Consider the following 19,586-nt stretch of genomic DNA (forward strand, 5'->3'; position numbering starts at 1 on the left):
CCTTACCCATGGGTCAGAGCATCGTCAAGGAAGGGACCCATGCACGAGCATAAAGAAGCCCCGCCGGTCAATCCCCTGCCGCCCGTGGTGGTGGTCCTGTTCCTCGCGATCGCGATCCCCGAGGCGGCGTTTGGCCTTGGCGCCCGCGGCCTGATCGGCGGCAGCGAGGCGGTCGGCTGGCGCCTGGCGTCGGTGCAGACCTATGCATTTTCCGGCGATATCTTTGACTGGATGGTGACCAACGGGCGCTGGCTACCCGAACATCTGCTGCGGTTTCTGACCTACTCCTTCGTGCACACCGGCTTCACCTCCGCGCTATTCGCCGCCGTTTTGCTGTTGGCGCTTGGCAAGCTGGTGGGCGAGACCATGGGGCAGCTGGCCGTCCTCGTCTTGTTCTTTGGCGGCGCGATTTTCGGCGCGCTGGTCTATGCAGTGCTGTTGGACGATCCCAACTGGCTGGTCGGCGGATTTCCCGCGGTCTATGGGCTGATCGGCGGCTATTCCTTCGTGATGTGGCAAAGCCTCGCCGCGCGTGGCGAAGAACAGTTGCGCGCCTTCAGCCTGATCGCCATTCTGATGGGGTTGCAGCTTGTTTGGGGGATCTTCTTTGATGTGGGCAACGGCTGGGTGGCTGACCTGGCGGCGTTCTTCTTCGGCTTCGGCGCGTCGGCGGCGCTGGTCCCTGGCGGTATTGCGCGGGTGCTGGCCGCGCTGAGACGCGACTAGCGCCCGCGCCCGAGCGCTTGCCGGATTTCGCCAATCCGGATCGCGCCGATCACATGGGCGATCCCGAAATAGCTGAAAACACCGATTGCAATCAGCACGGCGAGCGCGAAGGCGCGGATCCACGGCATTCCGAGAAAGGGGCTCAGCATCACCGTGCCCAGCCACAACGCACCGCCCATCAGGGCCGAGGCCAGCACCATCCGCCAGATACGGCTTTGGAAGCGGCTGTCGAAGCGGGCGACGTCGCCGTAGCTGCGGGCACCGATCCGCAACAGCGCCACCATGAGCCAGGCCGCGACGGTGGTCGCGATGGCGGGCGCGATCCAGCCCACAACCGGCGCAAGGCCAATCGCCAGAACGGCATTCACCACCATCGAGACCACGGCATAGTGAAACGGTCGCCGCGTATCCTCGCGGGCAAAGAACACCGGCTGCAGGATTTTCTGCATTACGAAGGCGGGCAGCCCGAGGCCGTAGATGGCCACAGCCACCGCGATGGCCGCGGTATCATCAACCGTTGCGGCCCCGCGTTCAAAGAGCACGGAGACAAGCGGAAAAGGGATGACGACCAGAGCCACGGCTGAGGGGATCGTGAGCGCCAGCGACACCTCGGCGGCCCGGCTCAATGCGGTCTTGGCGCCCGCGTCGTCCCGCGCCTGCAACCGGCGCGACAGATCGGGGAGCAGCACCACGCCGACGGCAATTCCAACGACGCCCAGGGGCAGTTGATAGAGCCGGTCTGCTGCGAAGAGCCAACCGACGGCCTTGTCGAAATAGCTCGCAACCTGCTGGCCCACGAGCAGGTTGACCTGCACGACGCCACCCGCGAGGGCTGCAGGGATTGCCACTTTGATCAGGCGGCGCATGTCGGGTGAGAGGCGCGGCCGCTTGAGTTTGACCGCGAAACCCGCGCGCCTCACGGCAATCCATAGGAGCCCGAACTGCACGACACCGGCCACGGGAATGGCCCAGATCAGGGCGCGTGCGATGTCACCGCCGAGCCATGCGGCGGTGGCCATCGCGCTGATCAGGAGCACGTTCAGCAGGACCGGTGCCGCCGCCGCAGCAGCGAAACGCCCGGCTGCGTTCAACATGCCCGAGAGCAGGGCGGCCAGCGAGATAAACAGAATGTAGGGGAACGCGATCCGCCCGAATTCTACCGATAGATCGAACTGCTCTTGTCCGGCAAAGCCCGATGCGAGCCCATAGATGAGCCATGGCATCGCGGCCATCGCCACCAGCGTGAGGACAATCAGAAGCGAAGTGAGCCCCGCGAAAGCCTCAGACGCAAACCCATCCGGGTCCTGCTCACCCTCCAAACGCTTGGAAAACATCGGCACGAAGGCCATGTTGAAGGCACCTTCGGCAAAGAAGCGGCGGAACATGTTGGGCAACCGGAACGCCACCACATAGGCTTGGTAGAGCGGGCCGGTGCCGAGATATGCAAGGATCATCGCGTCGCGGATGAAACCCAGCACCCGGCTCATCAGTGTCCAGCCACCCACCGTGAAAAAGCCCGACATCAGGCGGATGGGCCTCACTCCTTGGCCCTTTCGACGCCCTCATCAATGGCCTGCCGCAGCTTCTTCTCAAGCGAGCGCTGTTTGCTGGCGGAGTAGTATTTCAGCCCGAACATATCCTTCACGTAGAAGGTATCGACGACCTGCTCGCCGTAGGTGGCGATCACGGCGTTGGCGATGTAGACGTTCGCGGCAGCCAGAGTGCGCGCCAGATCATAGAGCAGACCGGGGCGATCACGGGTGTCGACTTCGATGATCGTGTAAATCTCCGAGCCCTCGTTGTCGAAGGTGATATGGGTCGGCACCTTGAAGGCCCGCTCGCGTTTCTTGACCTTATCGCGGTCTTTCAGGGCCTCGCGGGCGACCACCTCACCCCGCAGGGTCTTCTCGATCATCTGGCGTAGGCGGGGCAGGCGCGCGGCGTCATAGGGGTTCCCCTCTGCGTCCTGGATCCAATAGGCATCCGTGACCATACCGTCCTTGGTCGTGTAACTGCGCGCATCCACGACATTTGCACCGACCAGCGCCAAGGCGCCCGCAAGGCGGGCGAAGATGCCGGGGTGATCGGCCATCACGAAACAGGCCCGGGTGGCATCGCGGTCCTCGTCGGGGTGCAGGTCGATCAGGATTTCATCGTCCTTCACGTCCCGCAGCATCTTGGCAAAGGTGACATGTGCGGTGACGTGCAGCGCTTGCCAGTAAGGCGCATAGTGGCGTGCGGTCTCGGCCTGCAGCTCCTTGCGCGGCCAGTCGCTGAGCGCGGCCCGCAGGGCACGTTTCGCCTCCGCTCCGCGGTTTTCGCGGTTGAGATCCTCGAGCCCGGTTTCCAACGCCCGCTTCGTCTGGCGATAAAGGGCCCGGATCAGCACAGCCTTCCAGTTGTTCCATGTGTTCGGACCAACGCCACGAATATCGCAGACGGTCAGAACGCAGAGCAGGTCGAGCCTTTTGACCGTCTGCACCGCCTTTGCGAAGTCGCGCACCGTGCGCGGGTCGGCGATGTCGCGTTTCTGCGCCATGTCGGACATCAGAAGGTGATAACGGACCAGCCATTCAACGGTGTCCGTATCGGCCTTGTTAAGACCCAGCCGCGGCGCGATCTTGCGGGCCATCTGTGCGCCGAGGATCGAATGATCCTCTTGCCGCCCCTTGCCGATGTCGTGGATCAGAAGCGCGGTATAGAGCACCTTACGATCAACGCCGCCCTTGAGGATGGATGAGACCACGGGCAGGTCTTCCTCAAGCTCTCGTTTCTCGATCTGCGCCAGGGTCTTGATGCACTGGATGATGTGCTCATCCACCGTATAGCTGTGGTACATGTTGAACTGCATCATCGCCACGATTGGCTCGAACTCAGGGACGAAGGCCGAGAGTACGCCCAGCTCGTTCATCCGCCGCAGCGCGCGTTCTGGATTTCCATGTTTCAGCAGCAGATCGAAGAAAATCCTCTGCGCTTCGGGCGCGCTGCGTACGTCGTCGTCGATCAGATGCAGGTTTGATTTGATCAGCCGCATCGCATCCGGATGGATCAGCATGCCCGTGCGCAACGCTTCCTCAAAGAGGCGCAAGAGGTTCAGCTTGTCGGATAGGAACGCCGCGTCGTCCGCGATGCCGATGCGGTTGTTGACGACCTGATACCCCTCCTTGACCTTCGGGCGGCGGCGGAAGATGCGCTCCAGTATCGGCTCGGCCTTGACGTGATCGGCCTCCAGCTTGGTCAGGAAGATGCGCGTCAGATCACCGACCTCGGTGGCGTGCAGAAAGTAGTCCTGCATGAAAACCTCAACTGCCCTGCGGCCCTTGACGTCCTCATAGCCCATCGCCTCGGCCACCTGGACCTGCATGTCGAAGGTCAACTGCTCCGAGGCACGCTTGTTCAGCAGATGCAGATGTCCGCGCACGGCCCAGAGGAAATCCTCCGCCGCTGCAAAGCCGCGAAACTCTTCTTCCGTGAAAACACCGATGGGAATGAGATCGGCGGCCCGATCGACGTTGTGCACGTACTTCGCGATCCAATAGAGTGACTGTAGATCGCGCAGGCCGCCTTTGCCTTCTTTCACGTTGGGCTCGACCACATAGCGCTGGCCCTGCTTGCGGTGCCGGGTCTCGCGCTCGGCGAGCTTGGCCTCGACAAAGGCGCGTTCTGATCCGGAAAACAGGTCGTTGCGCAGACGCTTGGCGAGCGTCGCGGCCAGCTCGGGGTCGCCTGCCAGATGTCGCTGTTCGAGAAGTGCGGTCCGGATCGTGAAGTCTTCGCCACCAAGGCGCAGACATTCCTTGATCGTCCGGCTGGCGTGGCCCACCTTCAGCTTCAGATCCCACAGGATATAGAGCATGGATTCGATCACGCTCTCGGCCCAGGCGGTGATCTTGTAGGGCGTGAGGAACAGCAGATCGACGTCGGAAAACGGCGCCATCTCGCCCCGGCCATACCCGCCCACGGCGATCACCGAGAGGTGTTCGCTGGCTGTCGGGTTGGGCTTGGGGTGGAGGACCTCGCGCGCCACATGCAGGGCGGCTTTCACAAGTTGATCGGTCAGATAGGTATACGACCGAGTCATCGGTCGGGCGGCGAAGGGTGCAGCGGCAAAGGCTTCGGCAATCCGCGCCCGCCCTGCTGTTTGCCGCGCCTTCAGCAGGCCCACGGCAGTCGAGCGGATCTTGCTGGCCGAAGTGACGCCTTGCAAGGCCTTATGCAGTTCCTCGTCAAAGGCGGCCTGATCAAAGATCAGATCGGGCGCGCAAATCAACTCCTCAGTCGGAGCTGTGTCGACCCGCTGTGCTGTGAGAGACATGGGCCCGCCTTAGAAGCCCGCACCGCCAAAGGACTGGGGCGCGGGGCTCAGGATCGTGACCTGAGACTCGTTGATGGTCGCCACCGCAAGGCCCCGCTCGTTTGTGCCATCGGGCCGCAGGCGGAAGATACCGCTGGCGCCGCGGAAGCCCGCCCCTTGCGTCAGGGCAGCGCCGGTGAGCGCGTCGGGATTGCCTTGGCTCACAAGCGCGCCGATGGCGGCGATCCCGTCAAAGGCAAGGCCGCCGATGGGGTGGGGCAGGCTGCCGTATGCGTTCTGGTACTGCGCGCTGAAGGTCGCGGAGGCTGCGGGGTCGGGGCCGGCGAACCAGCCACCCTGCACACCCGGAAGGCTCAGCGTCTGCGGAGGGATGTCCCACCGTGTGAGGCCCATGAATTGCGAGGTCTCGGAGGTGATGCCCGCTTCGGGCAGGAGCTGCGAGAGAAGGGGTAGCGCGCTGGCGGTGTCCGTGGTCATGAACAGCGCATCTGCCGCATTGCCTTCGACCGCCGACTTGATCTGCGGGATCGAGGCGATGACGTCCTGCTGCGACAGCGCATAGCTCACCGTGCCAACGACCGAGCCGCCTTGCGCGGTCACGGCGTTGTTGATCGCGGCGCTGCCCTGGTTGCCAGCAGAATCCTGCGCATGGACGATGACGAACCGCGATTTGCCCTGCCCTCTGGCATAGCTCACCATGCGATCCGCAGTGTTCTGGAAGGTCTGGCCGAGCACGAAGACGTTGCCACCCGCAATGGCCGCATTGTTGGAGAACGACAGCACGGTGATGCCATCATCCGCCACCGCATTGCCTACTGCGTTAGCGGAGGCCGCGTAGACGGGGCCCAGGATGATCTTGGCGCCTTCATCGACAGCCTGCTGTGCGCGCGCCGCTGCGGTACCGGCGTCGCCGGCGGTCTGATATACTCGGAGGTCCACGCTGGCGCCGTTCAAGTCGCGCATCGCAAGACGTGCCGAGTTTTCAAGGCTTTGTGCGAGAATTTCATCGGTTGTCTGGCCCGATCCACTGGGAACAAGCAGTGCAACCGGCACCGCATCGCCAGTGTTGATGCTGGGCCCGCCGCCAAAGCCCGCCCCTGGAAGTGTGTCGCACGCTGCCAGCACCAAGGCGAGGACGGGCAGGGCGATCAGATGCGCCACCTTGCGGGCGGATGGGAAAACGGCAAACATATGCGGATACTCCAGCGATCAGAATTCAGGCGCAGACGCGCCCACGCCGCAATCATAGACGTCACGAAAGGCGGGTCCAGCGTTGAATTTCCAAAAGGTAGCTCTGAGCGCGGGCCTCTACTTTGTGGGCGTGCCCATCGGAACAGCACGTGACATCACGCTGCGCGCGCTCGATGTGCTGGCCTCCGCCGATGTCTTGGCCGCCGAGGACACGCGCAGCCTGCGCCGCTTGATGGACATCCACGGCGTTCCCCTGGCCGGGCGTCCGCTGATCGCTTTGCATGATCACAGCAAGAGCGGCGTCGTCGCCCGGTTGCTTGCAGAGATCACGGACGGCAAGGCGGTTGCTTATGCATCAGAGGCGGGCATGCCGCTGATCGCCGATCCGGGGTTCGAGTTGAGCCGCGCGGCGGCGGAGGCCGGTGTGCCGCAGACCTGCGCGCCGGGTCCGTCCGCGGTGCTCACCGCGTTGGTTCTGGGGGGGCTGCCGACTGACGCCTTCCATTTCGCGGGCTTCCTGCCCAATGCAAAGGCCGCGCGGCGGTCTGCGCTTGAAGGCCTGCGCGAGATAGCCGGCACGTTGGTCATGTACGAGTCTCCCAAGCGGCTGGCTGCGATGCTGTCGGATGCGCGCGATGTCCTCGGAGCCGAGCGTCTGGGCGTCGTCTGTCGTGAGCTGACCAAGAAATTCGAGGAGGTCCGGCGCGGGACGCTCGCCGAGCTGGCGGACACCTATGCTGGGCAGGCCACGAAGGGTGAGGTCGTCGTGCTGATCGATCGCAGCCGTTCAGGATTTATTAGCCAAGATACCCTAGAGAACGATCTTAAAGAGGCGCTGGCGGCCATGACCATGCGAGATGCGGTTGATGTGGTGGCCAAGGCGCATGATGTGCCGCGTCGTCAGGTCTATCAGATGGCGCTGGATTTGGCGAAAGGATGACAAATGGCGGTTCTGGCGGAACGTGCGCTGCGCGGACACCTGGCGTTTCAGGCCGGGCACGCTGCGGAATCCAGCGTGGCGCGACATTACCGCAGTCTCGGCTACTCGGTGGTCGAAAACCGGTGGCGCGGCGCGGGCGGCGAGATTGATCTGATCGTGCGGGATATCGCAGGGCTCGTCTTTGTCGAGGTCAAGAAAGCGGCATCCTTTGAGAGCGCAGCCCAGAGGTTGAACCCGCGCCAGATGCGCCGGATCTATGCGGCAGCCGAGGGTTATTTGGGCACCCAGCCTAGCGGTGCTCTGACCGAGGCGCGCTTCGATGTGGCATTGGTGGATGGTGTTGGGCAGGTTCAGATCATCGAGAACGCCTTCGGAGAGCTGTAATCTTCTGACCGCGGAGCCATTGCACCTTTTCCTGTGCTGGGCCATCTAGGGGCGAGCAACGCGAGGAGCCGCCATGAAGATCGCCTTTCAGATGGATCCCATTGGGGATGTGGATATCAACGCAGACAGCTCCTTCCGCCTCGCCGAAGAAGCCCAGACGCGCGGCCATGAGCTGTTCTTCTATTCGCCGGATCACCTCGCCTACCAGGAAGGCCGGATCACCGCGCGCGGCCATGACCTTCGTGTTCAAAGGGTGCAGGGGGCGCACGCCCAGCTCGGTCATGCGCGAGAGGTTGACTTGTCGGATTTCGACGTGGTCTGGCTGCGGCAGGACCCGCCGTTCGACATGCACTACATCACCTCGACACATCTGTTGGACCGACTGACCCCGGGGACATTGGTGGTGAATGATCCGTTCTGGGTCCGGAACTATCCAGAAAAACTGCTGGTGCTCGACTTCCCGGAGCTGACGCCACCAACCAGCATCGCGAGAGATCTGAGCACGATCAAAGCGTTCAAGGAAAAGCATGGCGATATCATTCTCAAGCCGCTCTACGGCAATGGCGGGGCCGGGGTGTTCCGGCTCGACGCCAACGACCGCAATCTGACCTCGCTGCATGAGCTCTTCACCGGCTTCTCCCGCGAGCCTTTGATCGTGCAAAAGTTCCTGCCCGATGTCTCGAAGGGAGACAAACGGGTGATCCTCGTTGATGGCGAGGTCGTGGGTGCGATCAACCGGGTGCCAGCTGAAGGTGAGACCCGCTCCAACATGCATGTGGGCGGTCGGCCCGAAAAGATCGGGTTGACCGACCGCGATCGTGAAATCTGCGCGGCCATCGGGCCGTTGTTGAAAGAGAAGGGGCAGATTTTCGTGGGGATCGACGTGATCGGGGACTATCTCACCGAGATCAATGTGACCTCGCCGACCGGTATCCAGGAACTGGAGCGGTTTGACGGCGTGAATATCGCAGGCCGGATCTGGGAGGCGATCGAGGCGCGACGAGCCTAGGCGTCTGCCGAGCTGACCAGGCGAAAGCTGATCGCTTCGGCTATATGTGGCTTGCGCACATCATCAGAGTGGTCGAGATCGGCAATCGTGCGCGCGACGCGCATCACCCGATGGTAGCCCCGCGCCGAGAGATTGAACCGTTCTGCCGCGCGCAACAACAGCTCGCGGCCCTCGGCGTCGGGACTTGCGATTTCCTCCAGGGCCTCGCCTGCGGCATCGGCATTCGAGCGCAAGTCTGTTCTCTCCGCAAAGCGGCGCTGTTGCACCGCCTGGGCGGTCGCCACGCGCGCGGCGACGGTGCTGGAGCTATCACCATTCGCCGGAAGGTCGAGATCGGTGTAAGCCACGGGCGGCACATCGACCCTGAGGTCGAACCGATCCATCAGCGGGCCAGAGATGCGGCCCAGATAGTCTTCTCCGCATTGCGGAACCCGTGCACAGGCCCGCTCGGGGTCGGGCAGGTAACCGCATCGGCAGGGGTTGGCGGCGGCCACCAGCATGAACCGGCAGGGATATCTGACATGTGCGTTTGCGCGGGAGATCATAACCTCACCCGTCTCAATGGGTTGGCGAAGCGTTTCCAGTACATTGCGTTGGTACTCGGGGAACTCATCCATGAAGAGCACACCGTTGTGCGCCAGTGACACTTCGCCCGGCTTGGCCAGACGCCCGCCGCCGATCATCGCGTCCATGGATGAGGTGTGGTGTGGGTCGCGAAACGGGCGGTCGCGGGTGATGCCACCTTCGTCCAGCAACCCGGCGACCGAGTGGATCATTGAGGTCTCGAGCGCTTCCATGGCGGTCATGGGTGGCAGGATGCCCGGCAAGCGCTGTGCCAGCATGGATTTGCCGGAGCCCGGCGTGCCGACGAAGAGCAGATGGTGACGCCCGGCCGCAGCGATCTCGAGCGCGCGCTTGGCCCGCTCCTGCCCCTTGACTTCCGACAGGTCCTTCGTCGGCGCGGTTGTCGCGACCTCGCCCGGTTCGGCCTGTGCGATGGGCACCTGCCCCGTGAAATGCCGCACGACGTCGCCCAGCGTCTTGGCGGCGATCACGCGCGCATCGCTGACCCAGGCGGCCTCCTTGCCGCAGGCTTCGGGACAAAGCAGGCCATAGCCTTCCGAAGCCGCCGTCATGGCGGCGGGCAAAGCACCCGTGACGGGGATGATCTTGCCGTCCAGTGACAGCTCTCCGAGGGCGACGACGGATTGGGTGATGTCCTGCGGGATGATTTCGAGCGCGGCGAGCAGAGAGACGGCAATCGGCAGGTCAAAGTGGCTGCCCTCTTTCGGCAGATCCGCCGGGCTCAGGTTGATAGTTACTTTTTTAGACGGGAACGCGATGGCCATGCAGGAGAGCGCCGCGCGCACACGCTCTTTGGCCTCCGACACGGCCTTGTCAGGCAGGCCTACGACGCTGAAGCCCGGAAGTCCGGGGGCGAGTGAGCATTGGACCTCGACCAGACAGGCCTCGACCCCGCGGAACGCAACGGAATGTGCAACAGCAACCATAAGTCCCCCTCTTGACCAATATGGTTAATCGGTACGTGAGGGGTGTTTATGAAAGGTTAACCGTCCTGGTGTGCCGCTGCTGGCCAATCTGCTGTGGGACAGCCCATCGGATAGGGGAAGGGGTCGTATGACACCTTCACCGCCTCTGCGCGCCAGGCGATGAACGCAGGGTCGTTGATGGTTTGCAGGCAATAGGCACGGCTGTGATCGGACACTGGCAAGTCGTAGCCAATGATGCGTGCTGCCACTGGCGCGAAGAACACATCTGGCAGCGAATAGGCCCCCATCAGCCAACCATCCGTCGCACCGGAGAGCGCACGCGCCGCAGTCCAGATTTCTTCGAGGCGCGCAAGGTCTGCGGCCACGGCATCTGAAACCTCAAAGCCCTGATTGACATGGTGCAACTGCATCGGGCAGGCGTCACGCAGCGCCGTGAAACCACTGGCCATCTGGGCGCAGAGCCACCGCGCACGTGCGCGCAGTGCTGCAGATTGTGGCCAGAGGCCCGCATCCGGATGTCGCTCGGCCAGGGTTTCCGCCATCGCAAGCGTTTCGCCGACGATGTCACCCTCCGGCGTCTTCAACACAGGCACGAGCCGGGCAGGCGCAAGCGGCGTCAGATCGGCCGCCATCGTGCCGCTATAGAGCCCGACAAGGTGTGTCCGATAGGGTAGCCCGAATTTCTCAAGCATGAGCCAGCCTCTGAGTGACCAGCTCGAAAACATCCGGTCGCCGATGTAGAGATCATATGTCATGAGCGGCACGCTAGCGCTGCGTGGGCCCTCGCATCAAACGATCATTTGTGACGGCGTTGATCACGGGCAGTGATTGATCTGATCTACGGAGGCGGAGGGCCCACTCCAAACAATGCGCGTGCATGACAGGTTGTCGATCTTGTGCGACAGCGCCTCGTAGGGCGTCACGCCCAATCCGCGTTGCACTTGTGTCAGGATCACACCGATATGCGCCGTGGCGATGATATGGGCCTCTGGATGGGCGATGTTGAGCGCGTCGACAAAAGCATTGATGCGTGCGGCCGCGGTGTTCCAGCTTTCGCCGTCCGGTGGGGCAACATCGCCAGGCGTCTCCCAATAGGCGCGGCTGAGCTCCGGGTCCCGCTCGGCCACTTCGGTGAAATGCAAACCGTCCCAGGCGCCGAAATGAAACTCCCTCAGCGCGTTTGTGTTCGACAGGCGGTGATGATCTGGGCCCTCGACCGCGTCGGCGGTCGCGGATGCGCGGATGAGATCTGATGACACCAGCAGCGCCGTTTGTGGCAGATGCGCGCGCAGCCGGGCAAGCTGCGCGGTGTCCGAGAGATCGGCGGGCACGTCGCGCCATCCAACAAATGTCTTCTCATGAGTAGGCCCGTGGCGGACCCAGTGCCAGACGGTCATGGCAACTGACCCTTCAGCACCAGCGGCAGCCCTGCCGTGACCTGAACCGCCAGATCGGCCTGCGCCGCAAGCGCGATGTTCAGACGCCCCTGGGCATCGCGGAACCTTCGCGCCAGCGCGTTTTCCGGCACAATGCCATGGCCCACTTCGTTCGAGACGATGATGACCGGTGCTGCGCAGTCACGCAGAGCGGATAGCAAGTCTTCTTGCGCGGTCTGAACGTCGAGATCGTCCATCATCAGATTCGTCAGCCACATCGTGGCACAGTCAATCAGGACAGATTGGCTCGACTCGAGCCGCGAGAGCACCGGTCTGAGTTCGATTTGTGCCTCATAATTCAGCCACCGGTCACTTCTGCGCGATCTATGGGTTTCCACGCGCATTTTTATTTCGTCATCAAAGACCCGGGATGTTGCAAGGTAAACAGGGTCTAAATGGCTGCTTAACAAAAAGTTTTCGGCCCAGACTGACTTTCCCGAGGCGGCGCCTCCTAGCACGAAGGTCAGTTTTGGCAACATTTTATAAACCTTTGAAGTGAACCAATCGACGCTATGGTGCGTACCTATATCAATTGTACACGGCAAGGTGTGCTTCATCTGACTGGGAGATGTCGCTATGGCTTTGGACACTGCAAGAGATATGTCACTGTCGCGGACCGCTATGAAAGCGGAGCTGCTGGACGCGGAAACCGAGCTTAGGCTGGCCTACGCGTGGCGCGACGAGCGATGCGAGAAATCTCTGCACAGGCTGATCACCGCATACATGCGGCTCGCCATTTCGATGGCGTCAAAGTTCAAGCGCTATGGCGCGCCCATGAACGACCTCATCCAGGAGGCCGGGCTCGGCCTGATGAAGGCCGCTGACAAGTTCGACCCGGATCGCGGGGTGCGATTTTCGACCTACGCGGTATGGTGGATCAAAGCGTCTATTCAGGACTACGTGATGCGGAACTGGTCGATGGTTCGCACGGGCTCGACCTCGTCTCAGAAGTCGCTCTTCTTCAACATGCGCCGCGTGCAGGCCCGACTTGAACGTGAAAGTGCGGCGGCTGGCGAGGTTCTGGACCGCCATCAACTGCGCCAGATGATTTCCACCGAGATCGGCGTTCCGCTGCATGATGTCGAGATGATGGAGGGCCGCCTGTCCGGTTCCGACTATTCTTTGAACGCGACCCAGTCCACAGATGATGAGGGCCGTGAATGGATCGATGCGCTGGAGGACGACAGCGCGCAAGCAGCGGAAACGGTTGAACACTCTCATGATACCGAACAGCTGCGCGAATGGCTGCTGAAGGCCATGAGTGACCTCAACGACCGCGAGCGCTTCATCGTGCGGGAGCGCAAGCTGCGGGACCAGCCGCGGACACTTGAAAGCCTCGGACAGGAACTGAAGCTCAGCAAGGAGCGGGTGCGCCAGTTGGAGGCCGCTGCTTTTGGCAAGATGCGGAAGTCTCTGGAGAGCCAGTCTCGCGAAGTTCATCACTTCCTGGTGTGATACCGCAACCGTCCAAATGGTTTATCTCGGTAGGAGCGGCCATTTCGGTCGCTTCTTTTGCCTTTGCAGACGCGGTGCCACCGGAGGCTGCGCAAAATGCCGATGTTGTTTTCATCGGCGAGCAGCATGACAATCCGGGTCATCATGCAGTGCAGGCGGAGTGGACAGGTCTGCTCGTACCCTCGGCGCTGGTCTTCGAGATGCTGACCCCGGAGCAGGCGGCACGGGTCACCGATGAGGTGCGCGGTTCGGAGGACGCGCTCGGCGCGGCTCTCGACTGGGCGGCGTCGGGCTGGCCGGATTTCGCGATGTACTACCCGATTTTTGCCGCAGCACCAGCGGCCGTGATCTATGGTGCCGGTGTCCCGCGGGACAAGATTCGCGGTGTGATGGACGAGGATATCGCCCAGATTTTCGGGGCAGCAGACGCTGCCGCATTCGGGCTCGACCAGCCCCTGCCGCCTGACCAGCAGGCCAGGCGCGAGATGATGCAGGCCGAAGCACATTGCAACGCGCTCCCCGACGAGATGCTGCCCATGATGGTCTCCGTTCAGCGGTTGCGGGATGCCACGCTTGCCCGTGCGGCGCTGGACGCGGTGGAACAGACTGGCGGACCCGTCGTCGTGATCACCGGCAACGGGCATGCAAGAGCCGATTGGGGCGCGCCATCCTATCTGCAAACCGCTGCGCCCGAGCTTACCATCTTCGCCTTGGGGCAGGGCGAACAGGGGCAGACACCGGCTGGCGCCTTCGATGTGACGGCGGACGGGCCCGCGGTCGACCGGGGCAATCCCTGCGACGCATTCAACTGAGGTGCAGGGCTGGCGATTGCTGCGCTGACGGCCTATGGTCGCCGCGATATCCACCCACTGGGGCTGCATGATGCTGACCGGAAAACATATTTTGCTCATCATCGGCGGGGGGATCGCGGCTTTCAAATCACTCGATCTGATCCGGCGGCTGCGCGAACGCGGTGCGGTGGTGACCCCCATTCTGACGAAGGCGGGTGAGGCTTTTGTCACGCCGCTGTCGGTCTCGGCCCTCGCTGGCCGGAAGGTCTATGGCGAGCTTTTTGATCTCACGGATGAAGCCGAGATGGGGCACATTCAGCTCAGCCGCGTCGCCGATCTGGTCGTGGTGGCCCCGGCGACAGCTGACCTGATGGCGAAAATGACCAGCGGCGTCGCTAACGATCTGGCGAGCACGGTGTTGCTGGCGACCGATACACCGGTGCTGATTGCACCTGCGATGAATGTCCGCATGTGGGAGCATCCCGCGACCCAGCGCAATGCGGTGCGGCTCGCCGAAGATGGTGTGGCCTTTGTCGGGCCGAATGACGGTGATATGGCCTGCGGAGAATACGGACCCGGGCGCTTGGCCGAGCCCATGGAGATCCTCGCCGCGATTGAGGCTCATCTTGCAGGTGGGCCTCTTTCGGGCAAACGCGTGCTTGTGACCTCCGGACCGACACATGAACCGATTGATCCGGTGCGTTACATCGCGAACCGATCTTCCGGTGCGCAGGGCACCGCAATTGCCCGTGCGCTTTCGGCGCTCGGGGCCGAGGTCATCTTCGTCACCGGCCCCGCAGAGGTACCACCGCCGGATGGCGTGACCGTCGTTCCCGTCGAGACGGCGCACCAGATGCTGGAGGCCGTGCAAGCTGCCTTGCCCGTGGACGCTGCGATCTTCGCGGCTGCTGTCGCCGATTGGCGCGTTCAGGGGGCCAGCGCGCACAAGCTGAAGAAGTCGAAAGACGGTTTGCCAACGCTTGCGTTTGAGGAGAACCCGGACATCCTGAAAAATATTTCTCATCTTGAGGCAGGTCGGCCGGCGCTCATCGTTGGCTTCGCCGCTGAGACGGATGATGTGCTCGACAACGCAACCGCGAAACGCGCGCGCAAAGGGTGTGACTGGATTGTCGCCAACGATGTCTCCGAGGCCTCGGGCGTGATGGGTGGCGCGGACAACACCGTGACTGTGATCGACGGGACCAGCGCGGAGACGTGGCCAAAGATGACCAAGACGGAAGTTGCCAAGCGTCTTGCGACGCGTGTCGCCGAGGCGCTGAGCTGATTTCATGACCGCGCGCTCCGAGCAGATTGAGATCACCCTGGCATGGGTGGAGGGCGCCGACCAGAGTGTCGGATTTCCCAGCTATCAGACGGCAGGCGCCGCGGGTGCAGATGTGCGGGCCAATCTGCCAGACGGTGATGTGGAGCTTGCGCCCGGTGCGCGCGCGCTGATCCCCACGGGCTTGAAAATGGAGATCCCGGAAGGATATGAGGTGCAGGTGCGGCCACGGTCCGGGCTGGCGCTCAAGCACGGGCTCATGCTGGTCAACAGCCCGGGCACGATCGACAGCGACTATCGCGGCCCGCTTGGTATCATTGTCCTGAATGGGGGGCAGGTTCCCTTCACCGTGACCCACGGGATGCGGATCGCCCAGTTGGTTGTGGCGCCCGTGGTGCAGGCCGGGTTTGTCCTCGGCGACGACCTTACCGACACGGCGCGCGGTGCTGGTGGTTTTGGCTCGACGGGGCCGAGCTGATGCTTTTGGTGCTGATCATGGCCGCCGCTCTTTGGGGGATTGGCGCGCTGATGGGCGCGCCGCGCGCGACACGCTTGACCATGATCGGGGCGCTCTATCTCGGTGTTCTGATCATCCAAGTCACCCTGCCCGATGGCAATGCGCTGCGCCTGGCAACCGGCGAGAGCCCCGCACTCTGGCTGATCCTGGGAGGATTCGTGCTGCTGATCCTTGGCTATCGCCGCGGGCTGCGGATCCTGCAGAGCCGTGCGGATGACGCACAGACGGCTGATCGCGAGCCGATCAGCAAACCCGGCTTCAGCGAGACGGAGCTGAACCGATACGCCCGCCATATCGTTTTGCGCGAAATCGGGGGGGCGGGCCAAAAGCGGCTCAAAGAGGCGAAAGTTCTGGTGATTGGCGCAGGCGGTCTGGGCGCCCCCGCCTTGCAATACCTCGCCGCTGCCGGGGTGGGCACAATCGGCGTGATTGATGACGACACGGTCGAGAATGCGAACCTCCAGCGTCAGGTGATCCACAAGGATCAGGCCATCGGGACGCCCAAGGTCTTCTCGGCGCAGGCCGAAATGATCGCGCAGAACCCTCATGTCATCGTGCGGCCCTACCACCGTCGATTGACCGAGGAGATCGCCGAGGATCTCTTTTCTGACTACGATCTGATCCTTGATGGGACCGACAACTTCGAGACGCGTTATCTGGCCAATCGTGTGGCTGTGGCGCAGGGCAAGCCTTTGATCTCGGGCGCACTCAGCCAGTGGGAGGGCCAACTTAGCGTGTTTGACCCTGCCTACGGTGCGCCCTGTTACCAATGCATCTTCCCCGAAGCACCCGCGCCAGAGCTCGCGCCGACCTGCGCCGAGGCGGGTGTTCTTGGCCCGCTGCCCGGCGTGATCGGCGCGATGATGGCGACGGAGGCGTTGAAAGTGACCACAGATGCCGGGACCGTTCTGCGCGGGCAGATGGTAATCTATGACGCGCTTTACGGTGAAAGTCGGACGATCAAGATCGCGCCACGCGCCGACTGCCCGATCTGCAGCGCGGGCCGCTCGGCATAAACCCGAACACCGCCTTGTTCATCCCGAGACCGGGACCTAGCTTGTCAGTCAAAGGAGACGCGCATGACCAATCCGCTGTTGCAGGAGTGGACGACCCCATTCCAGATCGCCCCGTTCGACGCCATTTCCGACGATGACTTTGCGCCTGCACTGGACAGCGCACTGGCCGAACACCGGGCCGAGATCGAGGCGATAGCGACCTCGCCAGAGACGCCGAGCTTTGCCAATACGGTCGAAGCGCTTGAAGCTGCAGGGAAATCGCTCGACCAGGTCTTGAGCGTGTTCTTCAGCGTTGCCGGCGCCGACAGCAACCCGGCGCGCGAGGCGCTGCAGCGGGAGTTCTCGCCAAAACTGGCGGCACATTTCTCGCAGATCTCAAGCAACAAGGCGCTGTTCGGCCGGATCGCCGAGGTTTGGGAGCGCCGTGACGAACAGAACCTGAGCGATGAGCAGGCGCGCGTATTGATGCTCACCCATCGCAGCTTTGTCCGGGCCGGAGCCGCGCTTCAGGGCGCGGATGACACGCGCATGAAGGCGATCAAGGAGCGGCTGGCAGTCCTCGGCACCGAGTTCACGCAAAACCTGCTTGCCGACGAGCGCGACTGGTTTTTGCCGCTGACCGAAGACGACCTCGACGGCCTGCCGGATTTCGTGGTGGCAGCCGCCCGCGCAGCAGGTGAGGAAAAGAAGGCGGATGGCCCGGTCGTCACACTCTCGAGGTCGTTGATCGTGCCTTTCCTGCAGTTCTCGCCTCGGCGCGATCTGCGCGAGATCGCGTTCAAGGCCTGGGCCGCGCGCGGTGCAAACGGTGGGGCCACGGACAATCGCGCTATCGCGACCGAAATCCTCGGCTTGCGGGAAGAGCGCGCCAAGCTGTTGGGCTATGCCAGTTTTGCCGACTACAAACTCGAAACCGAGATGGCTAAGACACCGAGCGCCGTGCGCGATCTTCTCATGGCGGTCTGGGAGCCCGCGGTCGCGCAGGCCAATGCTGATGCTGATGTGCTCACCGAGATGATGCAGGCGGATGGGGTCAACGGCCCGCTGGCGCCCTGGGACTGGCGCTATTATTCGGAGAAGCGCCGCGTGGCAGAGCATGATCTCGATGAGGCCGCGCTGAAGCCCTACTTCCAACTGGAGCGGATGATAGAGGCGGCCTTTGCCTGCGCAACGCGGCTTTTCGATCTGTCTTTCGCGCCGCTCGACGTGCCGCTTTACCATCCCGATTGCCGGGCATGGGAGGTGACGCGCAACGGTGAACATGTGGCGGTGTTCATCGGCGACTACTTCGCGCGTGGCTCGAAGCGCTCGGGTGCCTGGTGTTCCGCCATGCGCTCCCAAGCGAAGTTTCCGAAGGTGCAAACGCCGGTCGTGATCAACGTCTGCAACTTTGCCAAGGGTGACCCTGCGCTCTTGTCTTACGACGACGCCCGCACCTTGTTCCACGAGTTCGGCCACGCGCTGCACCAGATGCTGTCCGATGTCACCTATGAAAGTGTCTCCGGCACATCCGTGGCGCGCGATTTTGTGGAACTGCCGAGCCAGCTTTACGAGCACTGGCTGGACGTGCCGCAGGTGCTGGCCGAGTTCGCAACCCACGCCGAGACCGGCGAGGCGATGCCGCAGGAGATGCTCGACAAAGTGCTCGCCGCTGCGACCTATGACATGGGCTTCCAGACTGTCGAATACGTGGCCTCAGCGCTGGTTGACCTGGATTTCCATGAGGGTGCGGCGCCGAGCGACCCGATGGCCCGGCAGGGCGAGGTGCTGGCCGAGATTGGTATGCCTGGGGCCATCGTGATGCGCCATGCCACCCCGCATTTCGCACATGTCTTTGCAGGCGACGGATATTCCAGCGGCTACTATAGCTACATGTGGTCCGAGGTCATGGACGCGGATGCCTTCGCCGCCTTCGAGGAAGCGGGCGGGGCCTTTGACCCGGAGCGGGCGGCGGCGTTGGAAGAGCACATCCTCTCCACCGGCGGCAGCCGCGATGCGGCCGAACTCTACACCAAGTTCCGTGGCAGGCTGCCGGGTGTCGAGGCGCTGTTGAAGGGTCGTGGCCTCGCCGCGGAGTGATCAATAGCCGCTCTTGCGGTCGACCAGATGCAGGAAAGGCTCACCCGCTTCGCCGCGCCTGATGTTCTCGGCGATGACCCGGGATGCGGTCGTCGGGCGCGTCTCGGCAGCGACATGCGGGGTGACCGTGACCTTCGGATGCGCCCAGAACGGATGGTCCTGTGGCAACGGTTCGACGCGAAACACATCGAGGGTCGCGCCTGCGAGCTGCCCGCTGTCGAGCGCGGCAATCAGCGCGTCATCGTCGATCAGCGGCCCCCGCCCCGGGTTGATCACGAAGGCCCCGGTCGGCATATGCGCGAGGGTCTCGGCATTCAGCGTGTTTTCCGTTGCAGGCGTATCAGGCAGCAGCAGCACGACAATCCCGGCCTTTGACAGCGCTGTTCTCAGCCCCTCAGGGCCATGATGCATGGAGACGCCAGCGAGGTGTTTTTCACGTCGGCTCCACCCCGAGACGGCAAATCCGAGGGATTTAAGCACCTCGGCCGTAGCAGTGCCCAACTCGCCCATGCCAAGGATCGTGACCTGTCGTTCGGCGGCCAGCGGCGGTGTATGCGGTTGCCAGCGCCGGTCGGGGTTGTGGATGTGCCGATCCATCCCGAGATGGTAGCGCATCACGTGGCCCGTGACCCATTCGGTCATCGATGTGGTCATGCCCGGGTCCACCATGCGCGCCAGCGGTTGGGTCAAGGTGGGGTTGTCGACAATCGTCTCGACGCCCGCCCAGAGGTTCAGGACCGCCTTGGTGCGCGTGAAAGGTGTGAAATCCTGAAGCGGTGAATTCGGCGCGTAGACGATGTAATCGACCTCCTCGGGCGGGATATCCTGCGCCAAATGCGCATCCAGTCCAAGCTCGACAAACGCCGCATTGAGAGGTGCGTCATAGGTGGTCCAGCGATCAGGGCGGGCAGCGAAGAGGACGTTTAGTGTCACG

The 19,586-nt window shown here is 62.9% G+C and carries 18 protein-coding genes; 10 read left to right on the forward strand and 8 right to left on the reverse strand.

Translation table 11 applies throughout. The annotated features are described in order from the left end of the window. Positions 1-39: 39 nt before the first annotated feature. Positions 40-726, forward strand: coding sequence for a rhomboid family intramembrane serine protease (locus ACVC7O_RS02145; protein ID WP_458324467.1), 687 nt, complete (start codon positions 40-42; stop codon positions 724-726). Here ACVC7O_RS02145 and murJ read toward each other — a convergent pair. The 3 genes from murJ to ACVC7O_RS02160 are packed head-to-tail and all read right to left on the reverse strand — an operon-like array spanning position 723 to position 6,232. After that, positions 723-2,267 carry a murein biosynthesis integral membrane protein MurJ gene (gene murJ / locus ACVC7O_RS02150; RefSeq protein WP_458324468.1) on the reverse strand — a complete coding sequence of 515 codons (1,545 nt, stop codon included), beginning with the start codon at positions 2,265-2,267 and terminating at the stop codon, positions 723-725. The two genes, ACVC7O_RS02145 and murJ, sit on opposite strands and share 4 nt — an antisense overlap. Continuing rightward, positions 2,264-5,041, reverse strand: coding sequence for a [protein-PII] uridylyltransferase (locus tag ACVC7O_RS02155; RefSeq protein WP_458324469.1), 2,778 nt, complete (start codon positions 5,039-5,041; stop codon positions 2,264-2,266). The genes murJ and ACVC7O_RS02155 overlap by 4 nt, the downstream gene beginning before the upstream one ends. Before the next feature lie 9 nt (positions 5,042-5,050). Beyond that, positions 5,051-6,232, reverse strand: coding sequence for a penicillin-binding protein activator (locus ACVC7O_RS02160; protein ID WP_458324470.1), 1,182 nt, complete (start codon positions 6,230-6,232; stop codon positions 5,051-5,053). 82 nt (positions 6,233-6,314) lie between these two features. Between ACVC7O_RS02160 and rsmI the strand changes: the two genes are divergently transcribed. The 3 genes from rsmI (at position 6,315) to gshB (ending at position 8,565) form a co-directional block, all read left to right on the forward strand. Beyond that, positions 6,315-7,172, forward strand: coding sequence for a 16S rRNA (cytidine(1402)-2'-O)-methyltransferase (gene rsmI / locus ACVC7O_RS02165; protein ID WP_458324471.1), 858 nt, complete (start codon positions 6,315-6,317; stop codon positions 7,170-7,172). Between the two features lie 3 nt (positions 7,173-7,175). Further along, positions 7,176-7,556, forward strand: a complete 381-nt coding sequence (locus ACVC7O_RS02170; protein ID WP_458324472.1) for a YraN family protein — start codon at positions 7,176-7,178, stop codon at positions 7,554-7,556. Positions 7,557-7,629: 73 nt separating this feature from the next. Then, positions 7,630-8,565: a glutathione synthase gene (gene gshB / locus ACVC7O_RS02175; RefSeq protein WP_458324473.1), complete on the forward strand. Its 936-nt coding sequence runs from the start codon at positions 7,630-7,632 to the stop codon at positions 8,563-8,565. On the opposite strand, the gene ACVC7O_RS02180 is transcribed toward gshB, so the two are convergent. From ACVC7O_RS02180 to cobU, 4 genes are read right to left on the reverse strand one after another with little or no spacing between them, the layout of a single operon-like run. Then, a complete protein-coding gene (locus ACVC7O_RS02180; RefSeq protein WP_458324474.1) occupies positions 8,562-10,076 on the reverse strand; it encodes a YifB family Mg chelatase-like AAA ATPase in 1,515 nt (504 codons plus the stop codon). The two genes, gshB and ACVC7O_RS02180, sit on opposite strands and share 4 nt — an antisense overlap. 56 nt (positions 10,077-10,132) lie before the next feature. After that, positions 10,133-10,831 (reverse strand): glutathione S-transferase, encoded by a 699-nt coding sequence (locus tag ACVC7O_RS02185; RefSeq protein WP_458324475.1) that lies wholly within the window; start codon positions 10,829-10,831, stop codon positions 10,133-10,135. Positions 10,832-10,891: 60 nt separating this feature from the next. Next, the gene (locus tag ACVC7O_RS02190; RefSeq protein ID WP_458324476.1) at positions 10,892-11,473 is read right to left on the reverse strand and encodes a histidine phosphatase family protein; all 582 of its coding nucleotides are present in this window, start codon (positions 11,471-11,473) and stop codon (positions 10,892-10,894) included. Then, entirely contained in the window at positions 11,470-11,991 is a 522-nt protein-coding gene (cobU, locus tag ACVC7O_RS02195) for a bifunctional adenosylcobinamide kinase/adenosylcobinamide-phosphate guanylyltransferase (RefSeq protein WP_458324477.1), read from the reverse strand. The genes ACVC7O_RS02190 and cobU overlap by 4 nt, the downstream gene beginning before the upstream one ends. A 97-nt stretch (positions 11,992-12,088) precedes the next feature. Here cobU and ACVC7O_RS02200 point away from each other — a divergent pair, with 97 nt between their 5' ends. The 6 genes from ACVC7O_RS02200 to ACVC7O_RS02225 all read left to right on the forward strand — a co-directional run bounded on the left by ACVC7O_RS02200 (position 12,089) and on the right by ACVC7O_RS02225 (position 18,652). Beyond that, entirely contained in the window at positions 12,089-12,967 is an 879-nt protein-coding gene (locus ACVC7O_RS02200) for an RNA polymerase factor sigma-32 (protein ID WP_458324478.1), read from the forward strand. Between the two features lie 74 nt (positions 12,968-13,041). Further along, positions 13,042-13,779, forward strand: a complete 738-nt coding sequence (locus ACVC7O_RS02205) for a ChaN family lipoprotein (protein ID WP_458324479.1) — start codon at positions 13,042-13,044, stop codon at positions 13,777-13,779. 70 nt (positions 13,780-13,849) lie between these two features. After that, positions 13,850-15,043, forward strand: coding sequence for a bifunctional phosphopantothenoylcysteine decarboxylase/phosphopantothenate--cysteine ligase CoaBC (gene coaBC / locus ACVC7O_RS02210; RefSeq protein WP_458324480.1), 1,194 nt, complete (start codon positions 13,850-13,852; stop codon positions 15,041-15,043). A gap of 4 nt (positions 15,044-15,047) precedes the next feature. Then, entirely contained in the window at positions 15,048-15,518 is a 471-nt protein-coding gene (dut, locus tag ACVC7O_RS02215) for a dUTP diphosphatase (protein ID WP_458324481.1), read from the forward strand. Beyond that, positions 15,518-16,573 (forward strand): HesA/MoeB/ThiF family protein, encoded by a 1,056-nt coding sequence (locus tag ACVC7O_RS02220; RefSeq protein WP_458324482.1) that lies wholly within the window; start codon positions 15,518-15,520, stop codon positions 16,571-16,573. Before dut ends, ACVC7O_RS02220 begins: the two co-directional genes overlap by 1 nt. A gap of 63 nt (positions 16,574-16,636) precedes the next feature. Further along, on the forward strand, positions 16,637-18,652 hold the full coding sequence (locus ACVC7O_RS02225; RefSeq protein ID WP_458324483.1) for a M3 family metallopeptidase: 2,016 nt from the start codon (positions 16,637-16,639) through the stop codon (positions 18,650-18,652). On the opposite strand, the gene ACVC7O_RS02230 is transcribed toward ACVC7O_RS02225, so the two are convergent. Next, the gene (locus tag ACVC7O_RS02230; protein WP_458324484.1) at positions 18,653-19,585 is read right to left on the reverse strand and encodes a 2-hydroxyacid dehydrogenase; all 933 of its coding nucleotides are present in this window, start codon (positions 19,583-19,585) and stop codon (positions 18,653-18,655) included. Between the last annotated feature and the right edge of the window lies 1 nt (position 19,586).

The sequence above is a fragment of the Roseobacter cerffii genome, from assembly GCF_054226325.1.

Coding starts and splice junctions, on each gene's coding strand:
- ACVC7O_RS02200 (WP_458324478.1), top strand. CDS start 12,089: ATGGCTTTGGACACTGCAAGAGATATGTCACTGTCGCGGACCGCTATG.
- ACVC7O_RS02145 (WP_458324467.1), top strand. CDS start 40: ATGCACGAGCATAAAGAAGCCCCGCCGGTCAATCCCCTGCCGCCCGTG.
- coaBC (WP_458324480.1), top strand. CDS start 13,850: ATGCTGACCGGAAAACATATTTTGCTCATCATCGGCGGGGGGATCGCG.
- dut (WP_458324481.1), top strand. CDS start 15,048: ATGACCGCGCGCTCCGAGCAGATTGAGATCACCCTGGCATGGGTGGAG.
- ACVC7O_RS02190 (WP_458324476.1), bottom strand. CDS start 11,473: ATGACCGTCTGGCACTGGGTCCGCCACGGGCCTACTCATGAGAAGACA.
- ACVC7O_RS02155 (WP_458324469.1), bottom strand. CDS start 5,041: ATGTCTCTCACAGCACAGCGGGTCGACACAGCTCCGACTGAGGAGTTG.
- ACVC7O_RS02160 (WP_458324470.1), bottom strand. CDS start 6,232: ATGTTTGCCGTTTTCCCATCCGCCCGCAAGGTGGCGCATCTGATCGCC.
- ACVC7O_RS02180 (WP_458324474.1), bottom strand. CDS start 10,076: ATGGTTGCTGTTGCACATTCCGTTGCGTTCCGCGGGGTCGAGGCCTGT.
- ACVC7O_RS02170 (WP_458324472.1), top strand. CDS start 7,176: ATGGCGGTTCTGGCGGAACGTGCGCTGCGCGGACACCTGGCGTTTCAG.
- gshB (WP_458324473.1), top strand. CDS start 7,630: ATGAAGATCGCCTTTCAGATGGATCCCATTGGGGATGTGGATATCAAC.
- ACVC7O_RS02225 (WP_458324483.1), top strand. CDS start 16,637: ATGACCAATCCGCTGTTGCAGGAGTGGACGACCCCATTCCAGATCGCC.
- ACVC7O_RS02185 (WP_458324475.1), bottom strand. CDS start 10,831: ATGACATATGATCTCTACATCGGCGACCGGATGTTTTCGAGCTGGTCA.
- cobU (WP_458324477.1), bottom strand. CDS start 11,991: ATGTTGCCAAAACTGACCTTCGTGCTAGGAGGCGCCGCCTCGGGAAAG.
- ACVC7O_RS02220 (WP_458324482.1), top strand. CDS start 15,518: ATGCTTTTGGTGCTGATCATGGCCGCCGCTCTTTGGGGGATTGGCGCG.